We start from the raw sequence: 16,606 nt of genomic DNA, 5'->3' as shown, positions 1-16,606 counted from the left end.
GCATGTTGCAATGCATTCAACGACGAGCGCACCATGAAACCCGCAGCCGCACCCCAGACCATCCAGAACCGAACGTTCGACGAAATCCAGGTGGGTGACTTCGCCCAGCTGGTCCGCACCCTCCGCCCCGAGGACATCCACCTGTTCGCCGCGATGTCCGGCGACGTCAACCCGACTCACGTCGATCTCGAATACGCCCGCTCCAGCCAGTTCCGCGAAGTGGTCGGCCACAGCATGTGGGGCAGCACGCTGATCTCGACCGTGCTCGGCACCGAGTTCCCCGGCCCGGGGACCGTGTATGTGTCGCAGGGGCTCAACTTCTGGCGGCCGATCACGATCGGCGACACGCTGACGATCACCGTCACCTGCAGGGAAAAGTTCGAGCACAACCATCACATCATCTTCGACTGCCTGGCGGTGAACCAGGACGGCCTGAAGGTGATCGACGGCATCGCCGAGGTGATGGCGCCGACCGAGAAGATCTCGCGTCCGCGCGTGGTCCTGCCCGAGGTCACCATCTCCGATCGCGAGCTGCGCTACCGCCACCTGCTGTCGGTGTCGTCGGGCCTGTCGCCGATCCCGATCGCGGTGGCCCACCCCTGCGACCGCGAATCCCTGCTCGGCCCCGTCCAGGCCGCCCGGGCGGGCCTGGTCGAGCCGATCCTGGTCGGCCCCGAGGCGCGCATCCGCGCCGTGGCCGAAGAGCACGAGATCGACATCAAGGGCTTCCGGATCGTCGACACCGAGCACAGCCATGCCTCGGCCGAGGTCGCGGTGGCGATGTGCCGCGACGGCGGCGCCGAAGCCCTGATGAAGGGCTCGCTGCACACCGACGAGATGATGAGCCAGGTGGTCAAGAACCTGCGCACCGGCCGCCGCATCAGCCACGTCTTCCTCGCCGACGTGCCGACCTACCCGCACCCGCTGATGATCACCGACGCGGCGATCATGATCGAGCCGACGCTCGAGGATAAGGTCGACATCATCCAGAACGCGATCGAGCTCGCCCACATCCTCGGCCTGGCCGAGCCCAAGGTGGCGATCCTGTCCGCGGTCGAGACCGTGACCTCGAAGATCCGCTCGACCATCGACGCCGCCGCGCTGTGCAAGATGGCCGACCGCGGCCAGATCAAGGGCGGGCTCCTCGACGGCCCGCTCGCCTTCGACAACGCGGTGTCGCTGGTCGCCGCCAAGACCAAGGGCATCAAGTCGGTGGTCGCCGGCAACGCCGACATCCTGGTGGTGCCCGATCTCGAATCCGGCAACATGGTCGCCAAGCAGCTCGAGTACCTGGCCAACGCGCTGATGGCCGGCGTGGTGCTGGGCGCGCGCGTGCCGATCGTGCTCACCAGCCGCGCCGACACCGCCGAGACCCGCACCGCCTCCTGCGCGGTGGTGCAGCTGATGGCCCACAGGAAGCGCGAGGCGATGAAAGCATGAAAGCCGTCCTCGTTCTCAACGCGGGCTCGTCGAGCCTGAAGTTCGCGCTCTATCCGATCAACGGTGACGTCGCCGAGGCCCCCGCGGTCTCCGGCCAGGTCGAGGGCATCGGCGCCACGCCCGAGGTCACGCTGAAGACCGCCGACGGCGAACGCATCCGCGAGGCAGTGCCCACCGCCGGCAGCCAGGGCGAGCAGCACCGCGACGCGCTCAACCACGTGTTCGCGCTGCTCGCCCGCCACAATCCGGCGCTCGACATCGTCGCCGCCGGCCACCGCATCGTGCATGGCGGCGAGCGCTACAGCACGCCGGTGGTGCTCAATGCCGAGCTCATCGACGAGCTCGAGGACTTCGTGCCGCTGGCGCCGCTGCATCAACCGCACAACCTGCGCGCGGTTCACGCGGTCACTGCGCTCATGCCGCGGATTCCGCAGGTCGGCTGCTTCGACACCGCGTTCCACCGCACCCAGCCAGCGATCGCGCAGGCGTTCGCCCTGCCGCGCCGGCTCACCAAGGGCGGCATCAAGCGCTACGGCTTCCACGGCCTGTCCTACGACTACGTCGCCCGCCAGTTGCCCGAGATCATCGGCGAGCGTGCCCAGGGCGCGGTGGTGATCGCCCATCTGGGCAATGGCGCCTCGATGTGCGCGCTGCGCGACGGCAAGAGCGTGGCCTCGACCATGGGCTTCACCGCGGTCGAGGGCCTGATGATGGGCACCCGCACCGGCAGCCTCGACCCCGGCGTCCTGCTCTACCTGATGGAAGAAAAGGGCATGGATGCGCGCGCGCTCTCCCGGCTGCTGTACAAGGAGTCGGGCCTGCTCGGCGTGTCGGGCATCAGCCAGGACATGCGCACCCTGCTTGCTTCCGACGCGCCCGAGGCGAAGGAGGCGGTCGACCTGTTCTGCTACCGCATCGCGCGCGAACTCGGCTCGCTGGCCGCGGCCGCGGGCGGGCTGGACGCGCTGGTGTTCACCGGCGGCATCGGCGAGCACGCCGCGCCGGTGCGCACGCAGGTCGCTGCGCTGTCGGCCTGGCTCGGCGTGGACATCGACGCGGCCGCCAACGCGGCCCACGCGCGCCGCATCGACACGCCGGCGAGCCGCGTCGCGGTCGCCGTGGTGCCGACCAACGAAGAGCGCATGATCGCGCGCTACACCGCGCAGACGCTGGGGCTGTGACCCCCGGGGCGGCGGCGTCCCAGGCGCCGCCGCCCGAGCTCGTTTTGCACAAAACAACCCGGGTATTCCCGCCTTGGGCGCGCTCCACGCCCGGTGCTAACGTCATGCTCCCCAGCACGACGGAGCGCACCATGAGAACACGCACCCTCCTCGCCACCGCGGTCATGATGGCCGCCTTCGGCGCCCTGGCGAAGCAGCCGGTCGACACCGGCCACGGCGGCGCGGTCGCCACCATCTCGCACGAAGCCAGCCTGGCGGCGATGCAGATCCTGAACGCCGGCGGCAACGCCGTCGACGCCGCGGTCGCGGCCGCGGCCACGCTCGGCGTCACCGACCCGTTCAGCTGCGGCATCGGCGGCGGCGGCTTCATGCTGATCTATTCGGCGAAGGACAAGCGCGTGATCGCGCTCGACCACCGCGAGCTCGCCCCGGCGAGCTTCCACCCTGGCGTCTTCCTCGACGCCGAAGGCAAGGCGATGGACTGGAAGGCCACCGTGCCCAACGGCATCTCGGTCGGCGTGCCCGGCACCGTGCGCGGCTGGCACGAGGCGCTGACGCGCTACGGCACGATGGGCTTCGACAAGGTGCTCGCCCCCGCCATCCGCGTGGCCGAGGAAGGCTTCACCGTCGGCCCCAACTTCCACCGCATCAACACGATCAACGAGGCCAAGTTCGCGCGCTTCTCGACCGCGTCGGCGCTCTACCTGCAGGACGGCAAGGCGCTGCCGGTGGGCAGCGTGCACCGCAACCCCGACCTCGCGCAGACCTACCGCGACATCGCGCGCGGCGGCGTGAAGGCCTTCTACGAGGGTCCGATCGCGGCCAGCATGGTGGCGGCGGTGAACCACCCGCCGGTCAATCCGGGCGTGAGCGTGATCGCCGGCGGCCTGACCATGGCCGACCTCAAGGACTACGAGGCGCGCATCCGCCAGCCGGTGCGCTCGACCTACCGCGGCTACGAGGTGTACGGCATGCCCGCGCCCTCGAGCGGCGGCATCGCGATCGCGCAGGCGCTCAACATGCTCGAGACCTTCGATCTCGCGGGCAAGCCGCGCGCCGAAATCGAGCACCTTTACCTCGAGGCCTCGCGCCTGGCCTTCGCCGACCGCAACGCCTACGTCGCCGACGAGGCGTTCGTGGACTTTCCCAAGGACGGCCTGCTGTCAAAGGCCTACGCCCGCGAGCGCGCGCAGCGGATCGGCGAACGCGCGGCGCCGGGCAAGGTCGCGGCCGGTGACCCCTACCCCTTCGAGGACGACCGCTCGGTGCCGCTGCGCCCGCAGCCAAGGCCGCTCGCGCAGGAGTCGATGCACACCACCCACCTCGCGGTCGCCGACCGCGAAGGCAACGTGGTCGCCTATACCTTCACCATCGAGGACTGGGGTGGCAGCGGCATCGTGGTGCCGGGGCGCGGCTTCCTGCTCAACAACGAGCTCACCGACTTCGACTTCGAAGGCCCGCACCCGAACGTACCCGAAGCCTTCAAGCGCCCGCGCTCGAGCATGAGCCCGACGATCGTGCTCAAGGACGGCGCGCCCGCGTTCACGATCGGCTCGCCCGGCGGCTCGACCATCATCACCACCGCGCTGCAGACCATCGTCAATCACGTCGATCTGGGCATGAGCCTGGCCGACGCGCTCGCCGCGCCACGCATGAGCCAGCGCAACGGCGACACCACGCTGGTCGAGACCCTGCTGAACTTCCCCGGCAGCGAACAGGCGAAGGCGCTGGAGGCCAGGGGCCACACGTGGCGCGAGACCGACCAGATCGGCGCCGCCAACGGCATCCGCTTCAACGCCGACGGCACGGTGACCGCAGTCAGCGAGCCGCTGCGCCACGGCGGCGGCAGCGCGATCGTGCAGAAGCAGTAGGCCTACAGCAACGCGCCCGCCTCGTCCGCGCCGATCCACAGCGCGGTCGCGGCGAGCAGCGCCGCCATCGTGTAGTTGAATGCCGTCAGCGCGGCCGGCTGTTGCAGCCAGGTCCGCAGCCTTGCCCCCGCCACCGCCCACAGGGTGATGCAGGGCAGGTTCACCGACATGCACAGCAGCGCCAGCCCGGCGGCCGTCGTCCAGTCGGCGTCGCGCGGCAGGAACAGGATGGCGACGTTGAGCACCATCATCCACGCCTTCGGATTCACCCACTGGAACAGCACCGCGGCCACGAACCCGAGCGGCGCGACCCGGCCGCCGCGGCCCGGCTGGCCGGCGCGTGCCTGGCGCAGCGCCAGCCATAGCAGATAGCCACAGCCGACCACCACCAGCGGCAGGCGCAAGGCGTCCAGCCAGGCCATCACCCAGGCCAGGCCGCTGGCGACGATCAGCACCTGGACGCTGTTGCCGGCGCTGACGCCGAGCAGGTGCGGCAGCGTGCGGCGGAAACCGAAATTGACCCCGGAGGCGGCGAGCATGATGTTGTTGGGCCCCGGCGTCACGGACATCGTGGCGACGTAGGTCATCAGCGGCAGGTCGATCATGGCGTTCTCCTCGAGGGGCTTCGGGAGATCACTATACGAGGCGCAGCAGGAAGGTTACAGATCCAGAAAAACATGTTTATAGTGGTCACAGACCGTTTTACAGAACGGCTGTAACCACCCAAGGACGCGCCCACTGTGCCCCCTGCTGCGACCACGGCCCCCCAGAACGCCCCGCTCTATCAGGCGCTGACCGAAGAACTGCGCGAAGCGATCCGCGACGGGCGGCTGGTCGCTGGCGCCCGCCTGCCCTCGGTGCGAGAGGCGGCGACCAGCCGCGGCATCAGCATCAACACGGTGCTGGCCGCCTACCGCCAGCTCGAGGCCCAGGGCCTGGTCGACGCGCGCCCGCAATCCGGCTACTTCGTGCGCTCGCAGCTCGCCGTGCCGCCGGCGCCGCAGGCAGCCGCCGCCGAGCCGAGCTCGGCGATCGCCGCCGAGAGCACGGTGCTGAGCCGCATCGCCAGCGTGCTCGCCGCCCAGACCCGGCCCGACACCATCGACCTGTCGCTCGCCTGCCCCAAGGGCAGCGACTTCTATCCCGGCGAGAAGCTCGGCCGCATCGTCGCCGAGCTCACCCGCCGCCACCCCGAGCTGCTGACCGACTATTCGCTGCCGCCGGGCCCGCTGCTGCTGCGCCGCGAGATCTGCCGCCACGCCACCGAGCTGGGCATGCAGCTGCAGCCCGACGCCATCCTGCTCACCAACGGCTGCATGGAGGCCCTGCAACTGGCGCTACGCGCCACCACCCAGGCGGGTGACACGGTGGGCCTGGAGTCGCCGACCTATTTCAACCTGATCCCGCTGCTCGACCGCCTCGGACTGAAGGCGATCGAGATCCCCACCCATCCCGAAGGCGGCCTGTCGCTCGACGCGCTCGAGCTGCTGCTGTCAGAAGGACGATTGAAAGTGGTGGTGACCATGCCCACCGTGCACAACCCGCTGGGCACCAGCATTAGCCCAGCCAACAAGCGCCGGCTGGCCAACCTGGCGCGCAGCTACAAGGTGCCGGTGATCGAGGATGCGCTCTACGCCGAGCTGCAGTTCAGCACGCCGCTGCAACCGACCGCAAAGGCCTTCGACAGCGACGGCTGGATCATCGTGTGCGCGTCCTACACCAAGACGCTGGCGCCCGGCATGCGCGTGGGCTGGATGGAGGGCGGACGCTTCGGCCGCGAGCTGGCCGAGCTCAAGTTCTGCTCGTCGGTGGCGCAGCCCGCCCTGCTCGGCGAGGCCATCGGGCGTTTCCTCGAGAGCGGCGGCTACGCCCAGCACATCCGCCGCCTGCGCCGCACCTATGCGGCGCAGACCGAGCGCCTGCGCGGCCTGATCCACGACGCCTTTCCGCCCGGCACGCGCGCCACCCAGCCCAGCGGCGGCTTCCTGGTGTGGGTGGAACTGCCCGCGGGCTGCGACACCAACCGTCTGTTCGACCTCGCGCTGCGCCGCGGCATCGGCATGACGCCCGGCAAGCTCTACTCGCCCTCGGGCCGCTACACCCGCCACCTGCGCCTGTCGGGCTGCTACCCCTTCAGCGACCGCCATGTGCATGCGCTGATGACGCTGGGCGAGCTGGCGGGAGCGCAGCTGCGCTGAAGGCCTTGCGCTTGCGCACACCAAGCCGCCGCGGGCCAAGCGCACGAGGCACGCGCCCGGGTGACGAAGCCATGGGCGCTCGTGTGCCACGCGTCGCCCACCCTGCACACAGTCTCAGCCGCGGGAGGCGATGAACTGCAACGCGAGGCCATAGCCCGCGGTCCCGAAGCCGGCCATGACCGCTTCGGCGATATCCGACAGGTAGGAGTGGTGGCGGAAGGGCTCGCGCCTGTGCACGTTCGAGATGTGCACCTCGACGAAGGGAATCGCCACCCCGGCGAGCGCGTCGCGGATCGCCACGCTGGTGTGGGTGTACGCGCCCGGGTTGATCAGGATCCAGGCCACGCCCTCGGTGCGTGCAGCGTGGATGCGGTCGACGATCGCGCCTTCGTGGTTGCTCTGGAAGCACAGCACCTCCACGCCCAGCTGTCCGCCCTGCGCGCGCAGGCCCGCTTCGACGTCGGCGAGCGTGGTGGCGCCGTAGATCTCCGGCTCGCGCGTGCCGAGCAGGTTGAGGTTGGGGCCGTTGATGACGAGGACCTTGGACATGGGGCAGGACTCCGCAAGACACAGTCGTAAAAAAGGCGGCCCGCAGACCGCCTTTCGCAAATCGCTTCAGCGCAGAGGATATCAGCGCGGCAGCAGGCTCTCACCCATCAGGAACTCATCCACCGCGCGCGCGCACTGGCGACCTTCCCGGATTGCCCAGACCACCAGCGACTGCCCGCGGCGCATGTCGCCGGCGGCGAACACCTTGGGCACGTTGGTGGCGTAGCAGCCCTCGCCGTCGGTCGTAGCCTTGGCGTTGCCGCGTGCGTCCTTGTCGACGCCGAAGGCCTCGAGCACGCCGCCCACCGGCTGGGTGAAGCCCATCGCGAACAGCACCAGGTCGGCCTTGATCTCGAACTCGGAGCCCGGCACCTCGGACATCTTGCCGTCCTTCCACTCCAGTCGACAGGCCTTGAGCGCCTTGACCTTGCCGTTCTTGCCGATGAACTCCTTGGTGGCCACCGCGAAATCGCGCTCGCAACCTTCCTCGTGCGAGGACGAGGTCCGCAGCTTGGTCGGCCAGTACGGCCACACCAGCGGCTTGTTCTCCTGCTCGGGCGGCATCGGCATCAGCTCGAACTGGGTCACGCTCGCCGCGCCGTGGCGGTTCGAGGTTCCGACACAATCGGAACCGGTGTCACCGCCGCCGATCACCACCACATGCTTGCCCTTGGCCGAGATCGGGTTGGGCTTGTCGCCGGCGACCTGCTTGTTCTGCGGGATCAGGAACTCGAGCGCGTAATGCACGCCGCCGAGCTCGCGGCCCGGCACCGGCAGGTCGCGCGGCACTTCGGCGCCGCCGGCCAGCACCACGGCGTCGAAATCCTTCTGCAGCTGCTCGGCGCTCACGACTTCCTTGGCGTCATTGACGATGCCGGCGGGCATGTCCTTGGCCGCCACCACCACCCCGGTGCGGAAGCGGACGCCTTCGGCCTGCATCTGCTCGACGCGGCGGTCGATCAGCCACTTCTCCATCTTGAAGTCGGGGATGCCGTAGCGCAGCAGTCCGCCGATGCGGTCGTTCTTCTCGAACACGGTGACGTCGTGGCCCGCGCGCGCCAATTGCTGCGCGGCCGCGAGGCCCGCCGGGCCGGAGCCGACCACGGCGATCTTCTTCCCGGTCTTCGCCTCGGGCGGCTGCGGCACCACCCAGCCTTCTTCCCAGGCCTTGTCGATGATCGCGTGCTCGATCGACTTGATGCCCACCGCGTCGGTGTTGATGTTCAGCGTGCATGCGGCCTCGCAGGGCGCGGGGCAGATGCGGCCGGTGAACTCGGGGAAGTTGTTGGTCGAGTGCAGCACCTCGATCGCCTCGCGCCAGTGGCCGCGATACACGAGGTCGTTCCAGTCCGGGATGATGTTGTTGACCGGACAGCCGTTGTTGCAGAACGGGATGCCGCAATCCATGCAGCGCGCGCCCTGAACCGATGCCTGCTCGTCCGTGAGGCGGACGACGAACTCCTTGTAGGTCTTCAGGCGCTTGTCGACCGGCTCGTAGGCCTCGGACAGACGCTGATGCTCGAGAAATCCAGTGGGCTTGCCCATTTATGCGGCCTCCTTCTCTGCTTCGCGCTGTTCCGCCATCTCGGCCAGCGCGCGACGGTACTCGTGCGGGAACACCTTGACGAACTTCTTCCGCCAGACGCCCCAGTTGTTCAGGATCTCGCGGGCGCGCACGCTGCCGGCGAAGCGGACGTGGCGCTCGATCAGGCCCTTGAGGATGAGCTCGTCGCCCATCGTCAGGTGGTCGATGTCGACGCGGCCGTGGGACTCGAGCTCGTCGCCCGACTCCGAGCCCTTGCGCGCGGCGATCTCGTCGGGCAAGGGCTCGAGCGCGACCTGCGCCATGTTGCAGCGCTGCTCGAAGCTGCCGTCCTCGTCCAGCACGTAGGCCACGCCGCCCGACATGCCGGCGGCGAAGTTGCGACCGGTCTCGCCGAGCACAACCACGGTGCCGCCGGTCATGTACTCGCAGCCATGGTCGCCCACGCCTTCCACCACCGCGGTGGCGCCGGAGTTGCGCACCGCAAAGCGCTCGCCGGCCACGCCGGCGAAGTACACCTCGCCCTCGGTCGCGCCGTAGAGCACGGTGTTGCCGACGATGATGTTGTCGCCGGTGGCGCCGCGGAACTCGGCCTTCGGACGAACCACGATGCGGCCACCCGACAGGCCCTTGCCGACGTAGTCGTTGCCCTCGCCCACCAGCTCGAGGGTGATGCCGCGCGCGAGGAAGGCGCCGAAGCTCTGACCGGCGGTGCCGTTGAGGCGGATGTGGATGGTGTCGTTGGGCAGCCCGGCGTGGCCGTAGCGCGCCGCCACCTGGCCCGACAGCATGGCGCCCACGGTGCGGTTGATGTTGCGCACCGGCAGGTCGATGTTGACCTTCTCGCCCTTCTCCAGCGCCGGCGCGGCGAGCGCGATGAGCTGCTTGTCGAGCGCCTTGTCGAGGCCGTGGTCCTGGGTCTCGGTGTGCAGGCGCGGCACCTCGGCCGGGACCGGCGGCAGATAGAAGATGCGCGAGTAATCCAGCCCCTGCGCCTTCCAGTGCTCGATACCCTTCTTCATGTCGAGCAGGTCGGCGCGACCGATCAGCTCGTCGAACTTGCGGATGCCGAGTTGGGCCATCAGTTCGCGCACTTCCTCGGCGACGAAGAAGAAGTAGTTCACCACGTGCTCGGGCTGGCCCTGGAAGCGCGCACGCAGCACCGGGTCCTGGGTGGCGACGCCGACCGGGCAGGTGTTGAGGTGGCACTTGCGCATCATGATGCAGCCTTCGACGACCAGCGGCGCGGTGGCGAAGCCGAACTCGTCGGCGCCGAGCAGCGCGCCGATGACGACGTCGCGACCGGTCTTGATCTGGCCGTCGACCTGCAGGCGCACGCGCGAGCGCAGGCGGTTGAGCACCAGCGTCTGCTGGGTCTCGGCGAGGCCGAGCTCCCACGGCGAGCCGGCGTGCTTGATCGAGCTCCACGGGCTGGCGCCGGTGCCGCCGTCATGGCCGGCGACGACGATGTGGTCGGCCTTGGCCTTGGCCACGCCCGCCGCCACCGTGCCGATGCCGATCTCGGACACCAGCTTGACCGAGATGCTGGCCACCGGGTTGGTGTTCTTGAGGTCGTGGATCAGCTGCGCGAGGTCCTCGATGGAGTAGATGTCGTGGTGCGGCGGCGGCGAGATGAGGCCGACGCCCGGCACCGAGTGGCGCAGGAAACCGATGTACTCCGAGACCTTGTGGCCGGGCAGCTGACCGCCCTCGCCGGGCTTGGCACCCTGGGCCATCTTGATCTGGATCTGGTCGGCATTGACCAGGTACTCGGTGGTGACGCCGAAGCGGCCGGAGGCCACCTGCTTGATCGCCGAGCGCAGCGAATCGCCGGCGTTGAGCTCGAGGTCGCGCGCGATGCGCTTCTCGCCGATCACCTGCGACAGCTTGATCGCCGCGGTCAGCGGCTTGAAGCGCATCGGGTCCTCGCCGCCCTCGCCGGTGTTCGACTTGCCGCCGATGCGGTTCATCGCCACCGCGAGCGTGGTGTGGGCCTCGGTGGAGATGGAACCGAGCGACATCGCGCCGGTGGCGAAGCGCTTGACGATCTCCTTGGCGGGCTCGACCTCGTCCAGCGCCACCGGGGTCTCGGCGGCCCTGAGCTCGAACAGGCCGCGCAGCGTCATGTGACGCTTGCCCTGGTCGTTGATGATGCGGGCGTATTCCTTGTAGGTGTCGGCCTTGCCCGAGCGGGTGGCGTGCTGCAGCTTGGCGATCGCGTCCGGCGTCCACATGTGCTCTTCGCCGCGGATGCGGAAGGCGTACTCGCCGCCGGCGTCGAGCATGTCGTGCAGCACCGGGTCGGCGCTGAAGGCGGCCTTGTGCAGGCGGATGGACTCTTCCATCACCTCGAACAGGTCGATGCCTTCCACCTGGCTGGTGGTGCCGGTGAAATACTTGTCGAGCAGCGCCTGCTTGAGACCGACCGCCTCGAAGATCTGCGCACCGGTGTAGGACATGTAGGTCGAGATGCCCATCTTGGACATCACCTTCATCAGCCCCTTGCCGATCGCCTTGACGAAGTGCTTGACGTACTTGGCGGCCGACTCGGCATCACCGGCGAGGTGCTGCAGGGTCTCGAGCGCCAGGTAGGGGTGCACGGCTTCTGCGCCGTAGCCCGCGAGCACCGCGAAGTGGTGCACCTCGCGCGCGGAGCCGGTCTCGACCACCAGGCCGGTGCGGGTACGCAGGCCCTTGGCCACCAGGTGCTGGTGGATGGCCGACAGCGCCAGCAGCGCCGGGATGGCGATGCGATCGGCGGCGAGCTTGCGGTCGGACACGATCAGGATGTTGGTGCCGCCCAGCACCGCGTTCTCGGCATCGGCGCACAGCGAGGCCAGGCTCGCTTCGACGCCTTCCTTGCCCCATTCGGCCGGATAGCAGATGTCGAGCTCGGCCGAGCGGAACTTGTTCTGCGTGTAGCGCGCGATGTTGCGGATCTTGGCCATGCCCTCGAAGTCCAGCACCGGCTGGCTCACCTCGAGGCGGAACGGCGGGTTGATCTCGTTGATCTCGAGCAGGTTGGGCTTCGGACCGATGAAGGACACCAGCGACATCACCATCTGCTCGCGGATCGGGTCGATCGGCGGGTTGGTGACCTGCGCGAAGAGCTGGCGGAAGTAGTTGTAGAGCGGCTTGTTCTTGGAGGACAGCACCGCCAGCGGCGAATCGTTGCCCATCGAGCCGGTCGCCTCCTCGCCTGCCTTGCCCATCGGCTCGAGGATGAACTTGATGTCCTCCTGGGTGTAGCCGAAGGCCTGCTGGCGGTCGAGCAGCGGCTCGACGCGCTCGGCGGCTGCCGAGGCGTCGACGATGGCGGGCGCGTCCAGGGTGTCGAGCTTGATGTTGATGCGGCGCAGCCAGTCGGCGTAGGGCTTGGCGTTGGCGAGCGACTCCTTGAGCTCCTGGTCACCGATGATGCGGCCCTGCTCCATGTCGATCAGGAACATCTTGCCCGGCTGCAGGCGCCACTTCTTGACGATCTTGCTGTCGGCGATCGGCAGCACGCCGGACTCCGAGGCCATCACGACGAGGTCGTCGTCGGTGACCAGGTAGCGCGCCGGGCGCAGGCCGTTGCGGTCGAGGGTGGCGCCGATCTGGCGGCCGTCGGTGAAGGCCACCGCGGCGGGGCCGTCCCACGGCTCCATCATCGCCGCGTGGTATTCGTAGAAGGCGCGGCGCTTCTCGTCCATCTGCGTATGCGACTCCCAGGCCTCCGGGATCATCATCATCATCGCGTGGGCGAGCGAGTAGCCGCTCATCACCAGCAGTTCGAGCGCGTTGTCGAAGGAGGCCGAGTCGGACTGGCCAGGGTAGATCAGCGGCCAGATCTTCTGCAGGTCTTCGCCGAGCAGCGGCGAGTGCACGCCCTTCTCGCGCGCGCGCATCCAGTTGTAGTTGCCGCGCAGGGTGTTGATCTCGCCGTTGTGCGCGATGTAGCGGAACGGGTGGGCGAGGTTCCACTTCGGGAAGGTGTTGGTGGAGAAACGCTGGTGCACCAGCGACAGCGCCGACACCGCGCGCGGATCGACGAGGTCGCTGTAGTACTCGCCGACCTGGTTGGCGAGCAGCAGGCCCTTGTAGTTCACCGTGCGCGCCGACATCGACACCATGTAGAACTCTTTGCCGTGCTTCAACTTGAGCGCGCCGATGGCGTTGGCCGCGCGGCGGCGCACGACGTAGAGCTTGCGCTCGAGCGCCTCGGTGACCATCACGTCGGCGCCGCGGCCGATGAAGATCTGGCGGATCACCGGCTCCATGGCCTTGACCGTCGGCGACATCGGCATGTCGCGGTTGACCGGCACGTCGCGCCAGCCGAGCACGACCTGGCCTTCGGCCACCACCGCGCGCTCGATCTCTTCCTCACAGGCCAGGCGCGACGCGGCTTCCTTGGGCATGAACACCATGCCGACGCCGTACTCGCCCGCCAGCGGCAGGGTGACGCCCTGCTTCGCCATCTCCTCGCGATAGAGCTGGTCGGGGATCTGGATCAGGATGCCGGCACCGTCGCCCTGCAGCGGGTCGGCGCCCACCGCGCCGCGGTGGTCGAGGTTCTTCAGGATCTCGAGGCCCTGCAGAATGATGTCATGACGTTTCTCGCCCTTGATGTGGGCGATGAAACCCACGCCACAGGCATCGTGTTCATTGGCGGGGTCGTAGAGACCCTGCTTTTGGGGCAGATCCATCTTCTATTCCTCAAACGACACTCAAGATCACGCGCAGGCGCCGGAAAAAACTTGCATCTGGAGCAAGCACCGACAAACTGAACGCGCACAAAAAAGCCGGGCGCGCGCGCACCGGCTTTGTAGCCCGCACCATTATGGTGCAGAAACAGCGAACAATCTGGCTGGGAGGGCAGCCTTCCGAGGCTTCATGCACCATTTTGGACGCCATGGCCCAATTCGCCGCCAACGAAAAAACTATACCCCCCAAAGTGCGCTGGATTCAACAGTTTTTTTGCACTGCGACACGGGTTCGGGGAATGGTTTTCCAGCCCCGCCACCTCAGTGGATTTCGCCCACGGCGAAGAGGCGCCGGTGCTCCTTCATTGCGTAGCGGTCGGTCATGCCGGCGATGTAGTCGGCGATGGCCCGCGGCTTGTCCTCGCGCGCCATCGCCTGATACTGCGGCGGCAGGATCTGGGGGTCGTCCATGAAGGCGGAGAACAGGTCGCCGACGATACGGCGCGCCTTGTTGGTCATGCGCAGCACCTGGTAATGGCGGTAGAGGTTGTCGCGCAGAAAGTGCTTGAGCTCGCGCAGACGGGGCAGCAGCACCTCCGAGTAGGCCACCAGGCGCGGCGCGGCGCGCACGTCGTCGAGCGAGGCCACGCCGGCAGCGGTGATGTTGGCGCGCGTCTGCTCGAGGAGGTCGATCACCATCAGGTGGATCATGCGGCGCACGGTCTCGTTGATCAGCTTGCGCCCGGACAGCCCCGGCCAGCGCGCCTCGGCCTCGCGGCGCTGGGCGGCGAAGATCGGCACCTCGTCGAGCTGCTCGAGGGTGATCAGGCCCGATCGCAGTCCGTCGTCCACGTCGTGGTTGTTGTAGGCGATCTCGTCGGCGAGGTTGGCGAGCTGGGCCTCGAGCGAAGGCTGGGTGCCGTCGAGGAAACGCTGACCGACGTCACCGAGGCGCTCGGCGTTGGCGCGCGAGCAATGCTTGAGAATGCCCTCACGGGTCTCGAACATCAGGTTCAGGCCATCGAAGCCGGCGTAGCGGTCCTCGAGCAGATCGACGGTGCGCAGCGACTGCAGGTTGTGCTCGAAACCACCGTGCGCCTTCATGCAGGCGTTCAGCGCGTCCTGCCCAGCATGGCCGAAGGGCGTGTGGCCGAGGTCATGGGCGAAGGCGATCGACTCGGCGAGGTCCTCGTTGAGCCCGAGCTCGCGTGCGATGCCGCGGGTTATCTGGGCAACCTCGATGCTGTGGGTGAGCCGGGTGCGGAACAGGTCGCCCTCGTGGTTCACGAATACCTGGGTCTTGTATTCGAGGCGACGGAAGGCGGTCGAATGCACGATACGGTCGCGATCGCGCTGGAACTGCCCGCGCGCGACCGGCGCCGGCTCGTCATGCCGGCGGCCGCGCGAGTTGATCTCGGTGACGGCATAGGGGGCGAGTTGCAGCATGCGGGCTCCTGAAGGAAAGCCGGAAAACGGGAACAGGCGCCCCAGCTCAGCGGCAGCGCGCCTCGATCGCAGCAGCGATGTCTTCCGCGGCCGTCTCGCCGTGGATCACTGCACGCCCGACTTCGCGCAGCAGCACCAGTCTGAGCTTGCCCGCCTCGACCTTCTTGTCGTGCGCCATCAGCTCCATGTAGCGTGCAGCCCCCAGCTTCGGCCCCCACACCGGCAGACCTGCGCGCACGAACAGCGCGGCGATGCGCTCGATGTCCTCGCGCTGCAGCCAGCCCAGCCGGCACGAGAGTTCGGCCGCCATCATCGTGCCCGCAGCCACCGCCTCGCCATGCAGCCATTCGCCGTAGCCCAGCCCGGTCTCGATCGCGTGTCCGAAGGTGTGGCCGAGATTGAGCAGCGCGCGCTCGCCCTGTTCGGTCTCGTCGGCGGCCACCACCTCGGCCTTGTTTCGGCAGGAGCGCTCGATAGCGTAGGCCAGCGCCTGCGGATCGCGTGCAAGCAGCGCCTCGAGCTTGGCCTCCAGCCACTCGAGAAAGGCCGGATCGCGGATCAGGCCGTACTTGATGACCTCGGCGAGACCGGCTGAGAGTTCGCGATCGGGCAGCGTGGACAGCGTGTCGATGTCGGCGAGCACCAGCCGCGGCTGGTAGAAGGCGCCGATCATGTTCTTGCCCAGCGGGTGATTGATCGCCGTCTTGCCGCCGACGGACGAGTCGACCTGCGCGAGCAACGTGGTCGGGATCTGGATGAAGGGCATGCCGCGCTGGTAGCAGGCCGCCGCAAAGCCGCCCATGTCGCCCACCACCCCGCCGCCGAGCGCGACCAGCGTGGTCGAGCGTTCGCAGCGCTCGGCGAGCAGCATGTCGAAGATCAGGTTGAGCGTCGACCAGTCCTTGTGCGCCTCGCCGTCGGGCAGCACCACCGCGGACACGCGCACGCCCGCCGCTTCCAGCGCGCCGCGCAGGACATCGAGATAGAGCGGCCCGACCACGTCGTTGGTGACGATCGCCACCCGCCTCGTCTTCAGGTGGGGCAGGATCAGCTCGGCACGCGCGAGCAGGTCGCGGCCGATATGGATCGGATAGGCACGCTCGCCGAGGGCGACGTTCAGGGTCTGCATGTGTTCGCCTCGTGTTTCTGCACCGCCTCCTCGATGAGGCGGACCATCGCGCCCGGGTTGCTGCGGCCGCCATCGACGATGATGTGTGCCACCTCGCGATACAGGGGGTCACGCTGCCGGTGCAACTCCTCGATGCGCTGGCGCGGGTTGTCCACCTGCAGCAGCGGCCGGTTGCGGTCATGGCGGGTGCGCTCGTAGAGGATCTGCGGCGGCACGTTGAGATAGATGACGATGCCGCGCTCGCGCATCAGCGCGCGATTGGCCGGCGTGGTGACCACGCCGCCACCGGTGGCGATGACGATGTCGGCGCACTGGGTGAGCTCGTCCATCATCTGCGTCTCGCGACGACGAAAGCCCGCTTCGCCCTCGATCTCGAAGATGGTGGGAATGCTCACCCCGGTGCGGGCGACGATCTCCTGGTCGCAGTCGGCGAAGCGCAGCTTGCGCCGGCGCGCCAGTTCCTTGCCGACCGTGGTCTTGCCGGCGCCCATCATGCCGATCAGTATCAGACAGCTCACGCGTGACTCGCCGGAAGTCCAGATGAAAAAGGGCCGGGCACCCTTGCGG

Annotated in this window: 11 protein-coding genes; 4 read left to right on the top strand and 7 right to left on the bottom strand. The window is 68.2% G+C overall.

From position 1 onward, the window contains the following. Positions 1–33: 33 nt before the first annotated feature. The 3 genes from AAG895_RS03575 to ggt all read left to right on the top strand — a co-directional run bounded on the left by AAG895_RS03575 (position 34) and on the right by ggt (position 4,492). Positions 34–1,440: a bifunctional enoyl-CoA hydratase/phosphate acetyltransferase gene (locus AAG895_RS03575; protein WP_345794196.1), complete on the top strand. Its 1,407-nt coding sequence runs from the start codon at positions 34–36 to the stop codon at positions 1,438–1,440. Beyond that, positions 1,437–2,621 (top strand): acetate/propionate family kinase, encoded by a 1,185-nt coding sequence (locus tag AAG895_RS03570; RefSeq protein WP_345794195.1) that lies wholly within the window; start codon positions 1,437–1,439, stop codon positions 2,619–2,621. Before AAG895_RS03575 ends, AAG895_RS03570 begins: the two co-directional genes overlap by 4 nt. Before the next feature lie 131 nt (positions 2,622–2,752). Beyond that, complete coding sequence (gene ggt / locus AAG895_RS03565; RefSeq protein WP_345794194.1) at positions 2,753–4,492, top strand: gamma-glutamyltransferase; 1,740 nt, start codon at positions 2,753–2,755, stop codon at positions 4,490–4,492. A gap of 2 nt (positions 4,493–4,494) precedes the next feature. Here ggt and AAG895_RS03560 read toward each other — a convergent pair whose 3' ends face one another. Then, entirely contained in the window at positions 4,495–5,097 is a 603-nt protein-coding gene (locus AAG895_RS03560) for a LysE family translocator (protein ID WP_345794193.1), read from the bottom strand. Between the two features lie 135 nt (positions 5,098–5,232). On the opposite strand from AAG895_RS03560, the gene AAG895_RS03555 reads away from it, so the two are divergent. Continuing rightward, complete coding sequence (locus AAG895_RS03555; RefSeq protein WP_345794192.1) at positions 5,233–6,690, top strand: PLP-dependent aminotransferase family protein; 1,458 nt, start codon at positions 5,233–5,235, stop codon at positions 6,688–6,690. 114 nt (positions 6,691–6,804) lie between these two features. On the opposite strand, the gene aroQ is transcribed toward AAG895_RS03555, so the two are convergent. The 6 genes from aroQ to AAG895_RS03525 form a co-directional block, all read right to left on the bottom strand. Next, positions 6,805–7,239 (bottom strand): type II 3-dehydroquinate dehydratase, encoded by a 435-nt coding sequence (aroQ, locus tag AAG895_RS03550; protein WP_345794191.1) that lies wholly within the window; start codon positions 7,237–7,239, stop codon positions 6,805–6,807. Positions 7,240–7,320: 81 nt separating this feature from the next. Further along, on the bottom strand, positions 7,321–8,784 hold the full coding sequence (locus tag AAG895_RS03545; RefSeq protein ID WP_345794190.1) for a glutamate synthase subunit beta: 1,464 nt from the start codon (positions 8,782–8,784) through the stop codon (positions 7,321–7,323). Next, positions 8,785–13,467 carry a glutamate synthase-related protein gene (locus tag AAG895_RS03540; protein ID WP_345794189.1) on the bottom strand — a complete coding sequence of 1,561 codons (4,683 nt, stop codon included), beginning with the start codon at positions 13,465–13,467 and terminating at the stop codon, positions 8,785–8,787. A gap of 318 nt (positions 13,468–13,785) precedes the next feature. Continuing rightward, entirely contained in the window at positions 13,786–14,910 is a 1,125-nt protein-coding gene (locus AAG895_RS03535; protein ID WP_345794188.1) for a deoxyguanosinetriphosphate triphosphohydrolase, read from the bottom strand. A gap of 46 nt (positions 14,911–14,956) precedes the next feature. Next, positions 14,957–16,039, bottom strand: a complete 1,083-nt coding sequence (aroB, locus tag AAG895_RS03530) for a 3-dehydroquinate synthase (protein ID WP_345794187.1) — start codon at positions 16,037–16,039, stop codon at positions 14,957–14,959. Then, positions 16,027–16,557, bottom strand: coding sequence for a shikimate kinase (locus tag AAG895_RS03525; protein WP_345794186.1), 531 nt, complete (start codon positions 16,555–16,557; stop codon positions 16,027–16,029). Before AAG895_RS03525 ends, aroB begins: the two co-directional genes overlap by 13 nt. Positions 16,558–16,606 lie beyond the last annotated feature (49 nt).

This window comes from Thauera sp. JM12B12 (assembly GCF_039614725.1).
Taxonomy (GTDB): domain Bacteria; phylum Pseudomonadota; class Gammaproteobacteria; order Burkholderiales; family Rhodocyclaceae; genus Thauera.
The sequence above is the reverse complement of the archived record's forward strand: the minus strand, read 5'-3'. Positions and strand labels throughout refer to the sequence as shown.

Coding starts and splice junctions, on each gene's coding strand:
- AAG895_RS03575 (WP_345794196.1), top strand. CDS start 34: ATGAAACCCGCAGCCGCACCCCAGACCATCCAGAACCGAACGTTCGAC.
- AAG895_RS03570 (WP_345794195.1), top strand. CDS start 1,437: ATGAAAGCCGTCCTCGTTCTCAACGCGGGCTCGTCGAGCCTGAAGTTC.
- ggt (WP_345794194.1), top strand. CDS start 2,753: ATGAGAACACGCACCCTCCTCGCCACCGCGGTCATGATGGCCGCCTTC.
- AAG895_RS03560 (WP_345794193.1), bottom strand. CDS start 5,097: ATGATCGACCTGCCGCTGATGACCTACGTCGCCACGATGTCCGTGACG.
- aroQ (WP_345794191.1), bottom strand. CDS start 7,239: ATGTCCAAGGTCCTCGTCATCAACGGCCCCAACCTCAACCTGCTCGGC.
- AAG895_RS03545 (WP_345794190.1), bottom strand. CDS start 8,784: ATGGGCAAGCCCACTGGATTTCTCGAGCATCAGCGTCTGTCCGAGGCC.
- AAG895_RS03540 (WP_345794189.1), bottom strand. CDS start 13,467: ATGGATCTGCCCCAAAAGCAGGGTCTCTACGACCCCGCCAATGAACAC.
- AAG895_RS03535 (WP_345794188.1), bottom strand. CDS start 14,910: ATGCTGCAACTCGCCCCCTATGCCGTCACCGAGATCAACTCGCGCGGC.
- aroB (WP_345794187.1), bottom strand. CDS start 16,039: ATGCAGACCCTGAACGTCGCCCTCGGCGAGCGTGCCTATCCGATCCAT.